We start from the raw sequence: 3,859 nt of genomic DNA on the forward strand, positions 1-3,859 counted from the left end.
CCATTCAGCATGGGAGCGGGCTTGCCCCGCGGTGTTTTCAGCTGTCGCCAACAAGGCCAGGCAGGCCGGGAACGTTTCGTTCGAATAGCACTATAGCTGCTGATTGCCAGCGTGCCTGAAATCCTTGCAGCTATTTGCACCTGGCAGGTGTCTATCGCTGGCGTCAAGCCGTGTCCGTCATCGCCACAAAATGACCGGAAAGTCGCGTTTTTGCTGCGTCCTGGAGAGTTTGACAAGGCCGGTCTTTTCAGTGAATGTGTGCGTACCCAAATCAAACGGCCGTATGAATTGAGCGTTTGTTTGTCGAACATCGCTCCCATGCACCGGGCTATCGCGCCGACGGGTGTGCCTGGCGGACCTGCCGCCAGCGATCGGCGTGTACAGTTTTTCAGCTTCCATATCGTGGAGATCAGTTGATGATTTACGAAGGTAAAGCCATCACGGTTAAGGCTCTTGAAAGCGGCATCGTCGAACTGCGGTTCGACCTCAAGGGTGAGTCCGTCAACAAGTTCAACCGTCTGACCCTTGGCGAGCTGCGCCAGGCCGTGGACGCCATCAAGGCCGACGCCGCGATCAAGGGTGTGATTGTCAGCAGCGGCAAGGACGTGTTCATCGTCGGCGCGGACATCACCGAGTTTGTCGACAACTTCAAGCTGCCCGAGGCCGAGCTGGTCGCCGGCAACCTGGAAGCCAACCGCATCTTCAGCGACTTCGAGGACCTGCCGGTGCCTACCGTTGCCGCCATCAACGGCATCGCCCTGGGCGGTGGCCTGGAGATGTGCCTGGCGGCGGACTACCGCGTCATGGCCAGCACCGCGAAGATCGGCCTGCCGGAAGTCAAGCTGGGCATCTACCCAGGCTTCGGTGGCACCGTGCGCCTGCCGCGCCTGATCGGTGCCGACAACGCCATCGAGTGGATCGCCTCCGGCAAGGAAAACCGGGCCGAGGACGCCCTCAAGGTCGGCGCGGTCGATGCGGTGGTCGCGCCCGAGCAGTTGCAGGCCGCGGCGCTCGACCTGGCCAGGCGCGCCATCGCGGGCGAGTTCGATCACAAGGCCAAGCGCCAGCCCAAGCTCGAGAAGCTCAAGCTCAACGCCATCGAGCAGATGATGTCGTTCGAGACGGCCAAGGGCTTTGTCGCCGGCCAGGCCGGGCCCAACTACCCGGCACCGGTCGAGGCCATCAAGACCCTGCAGAAGGCGGCCAACTTCGGCCGTGACAAGGCCCTCGAGGTCGAGGCGGCAGGCTTCGCCCGGCTGGCCCGCACCTCGGTCGCCGAAAGCCTGATCGGCCTGTTCCTCAACGACCAGGAGCTCAAGCGCAAGGCCAAGGCCCATGACGAGATCGCCAACGAGGTGAAGCAGGCGGCCGTGCTCGGCGCCGGCATCATGGGCGGCGGCATCGCCTACCAGTCGGCGGTCAAGGGCACGCCGATCCTGATGAAGGATATTCGCGAAGACGCCATCCAGCTGGGCCTCGGCGAGGCCTCCAAGCTGCTTGGCAAGCGCGTCGAGAAAGGCCGCCTGACCCCTGAGAAAATGGCCGAGGCGCTCAATGCGATCCGCCCGACCCTGTCGTACGGCGACTTCGCCAATGTCGATATCGTCGTCGAGGCCGTGGTCGAGAATCCCAAGGTCAAGCAGGCGGTGCTCGCGGAAGTGGAAGGGCAGGTCAAGGAGGGTGCGATCCTGGCCTCCAATACCTCGACCATTTCCATCAACCTGCTGGCCAAGGCCCTCAAGCATCCGGAGAACTTCGTCGGCATGCACTTCTTCAACCCGGTGCACATGATGCCCCTGGTCGAGGTCATCCGCGGCGAGAAGTCCAGTGACGTGGCGGTCGCCACCACCGTGGCCTACGCCAGGAAGATGGGCAAGAACCCGATCGTGGTCAACGACTGTCCGGGCTTTCTGGTCAACCGCGTGCTGTTCCCGTACTTCGGCGGTTTCGCCAGGCTGGTCGGCGCTGGTGTCGACTTCGCCCGCATCGACTCGGTAATGGAAAAGTTCGGCTGGCCGATGGGCCCGGCGTACCTCATGGACGTGGTCGGCATCGACACCGGCCACCATGGCCGCGACGTGATGGCCGAGGGCTTCCCGGACCGCATGAAGGACGATCGCCGTTCTGCCATCGACGCGCTGTACGAGGCAGGCCGTCTGGGCCAGAAGAACGGCAAGGGCTTCTATGCCTACGAGACCGACAAGCGCGGCAAGCCGAAGAAGGTGGCCGACCCGGCGGCGCTCGACGTGCTCAAGCCGATCATCTTCGAGCACCGTGAAGTGAGCGATGAGGACATCATCAACTGGATGATGATCCCGCTGTGCCTCGAAACCGTCCGTTGCCTGGAAGACGGCATTGTCGAGACCGCGGCCGAGGCTGACATGGGCCTGGTCTACGGCATCGGCTTCCCTCCCTTCCGTGGGGGCGCGCTGCGCTACATCGATTCGATCGGGGTCGCCGAGTTCGTCGCCCTGGCCGACCGGTACGCCGACCTGGGGCCGCTGTACCACCCCACCGCGAAGCTGCGCGAGATGGCCAGCAAAGGCCAGCGCTTCTTCGGCTAAGCGCCCAACGAATCAGAGCGAGACAACAGATATGAGCCTTAATCCAAGAGACGTGGTGATTGTCGACTTCGGTCGCACGCCGATGGGCCGCTCCAAGGGCGGCATGCACCGCAACACCCGCGCCGAAGACATGTCGGCGCACCTGATCAGCAAGCTGCTCGAGCGCAACGACAAGGTCAATCCGGCGGAAGTCGAGGACGTCATCTGGGGCTGCGTCAACCAGACCCTGGAGCAGGGCTGGAACATCGCCCGCATGGCCTCGCTGATGACCGCGATCCCGCACACGGCCGCGGCCCAGACCGTCAGCCGCCTGTGCGGCTCGTCGATGAGCGCCTTGCACACCGCCGCCCAGGCAATCATGACCGGCAATGGTGATGTCTTCGTGATCGGCGGCGTCGAGCACATGGGGCACGTCAGCATGATGCACGGCGTCGACCCCAACCCGCACCTGTCGCTGCATGCCGCCAAGGCCTCGGGCATGATGGGCCTGACCGCCGAGATGCTCGGCAAGATGCATGGCATCGGCCGTGAACAGCAGGACCTCTTTGGCCTGCGCTCGCACCAGCTCGCCCACAAGGCGACGGTGGAGGGCAAGTTCAAGGACGAGATCATCCCGATGCAGGGCCATGACGAGAACGGCTTCCTCAAGTGTTTCGACTACGATGAGACCATTCGCCCGGAAACCACCCTCGAAGGCCTCGCATCGCTCAAGCCTGCTTTCAATCCCAAGGGCGGCACCGTCACGGCCGGTACTTCGTCGCAGATCACCGATGGCGCCTCGTGCATGATCGTCATGTCGGCGCAGCGTGCCCAGGACCTCGGTATCCAGCCGCTGGCGGTCATCCGCTCGATGGCAGTGGCCGGCGTGGACCCCGCGATCATGGGCTACGGACCGGTGCCCTCGACCCACAAGGCGCTCAAGCGCGCGGGCCTGAGCATGGCCGACATCGACTTCATCGAGCTCAACGAAGCCTTCGCCGCACAGGCCCTGCCAGTGCTCAAGGATCTGAAAGTGCTCGACAAGATGGATGAGAAGGTTAACCTGCACGGCGGCGCTATCGCTTTGGGCCACCCTTTCGGTTGCTCCGGGGCGCGTATTTGCGGCACTCTGCTCAATGTCATGAAGCAGAACGGCGGTACCCTGGGGGTCGCGACCATGTGTGTCGGCCTGGGCCAGGGCATCACCACTGTCTTCGAGCGCGTCTGATCAGGCGTGGTGGACAGCAGCCGGGGCCTCGTGCCCCGGTTTTTGTTTTTTGCAGGATTCACTTTCAAGAGGGTAGGCGACATGCAGA

Annotated in this window: 3 protein-coding genes; all 3 read left to right on the plus strand. The window is 63.4% G+C overall.

Annotation, left to right across the window (positions count from 1 at the left end; all coding sequences use genetic code 11):
- The first annotated feature begins 111 nt into the window (after positions 1–111).
- The 3 genes from VJS90_RS12005 to fadA are packed head-to-tail and all read left to right on the plus strand — an operon-like array spanning position 112 to position 3,771.
- Positions 112–417, plus strand: coding sequence for a hypothetical protein (locus VJS90_RS12005; protein WP_324121873.1), 306 nt, complete (start codon positions 112–114; stop codon positions 415–417).
- Positions 417–2,564 carry a fatty acid oxidation complex subunit alpha FadB gene (gene fadB / locus VJS90_RS12010; protein WP_324121874.1) on the plus strand — a complete coding sequence of 716 codons (2,148 nt, stop codon included), beginning with the start codon at positions 417–419 and terminating at the stop codon, positions 2,562–2,564. The genes VJS90_RS12005 and fadB overlap by 1 nt, the downstream gene beginning before the upstream one ends.
- 31 nt (positions 2,565–2,595) lie before the next feature.
- A complete protein-coding gene (fadA, locus tag VJS90_RS12015) occupies positions 2,596–3,771 on the plus strand; it encodes an acetyl-CoA C-acyltransferase FadA (RefSeq protein WP_324121875.1) in 1,176 nt (391 codons plus the stop codon).
- The last annotated feature ends 88 nt before the right edge of the window (positions 3,772–3,859 follow it).

This window comes from Pseudomonas sp., from assembly GCF_035277045.1.
GTDB lineage: Bacteria > Pseudomonadota > Gammaproteobacteria > Pseudomonadales > Pseudomonadaceae > Aquipseudomonas.

What these genes read in the sequence shown, in the direction of transcription:
- fadB (WP_324121874.1), top strand. Translation starts at nt 417, where the DNA reads ATGATTTACGAAGGTAAAGCCATCACGGTTAAGGCTCTTGAAAGCGGC.
- fadA (WP_324121875.1), top strand. Translation starts at nt 2,596, where the DNA reads ATGAGCCTTAATCCAAGAGACGTGGTGATTGTCGACTTCGGTCGCACG.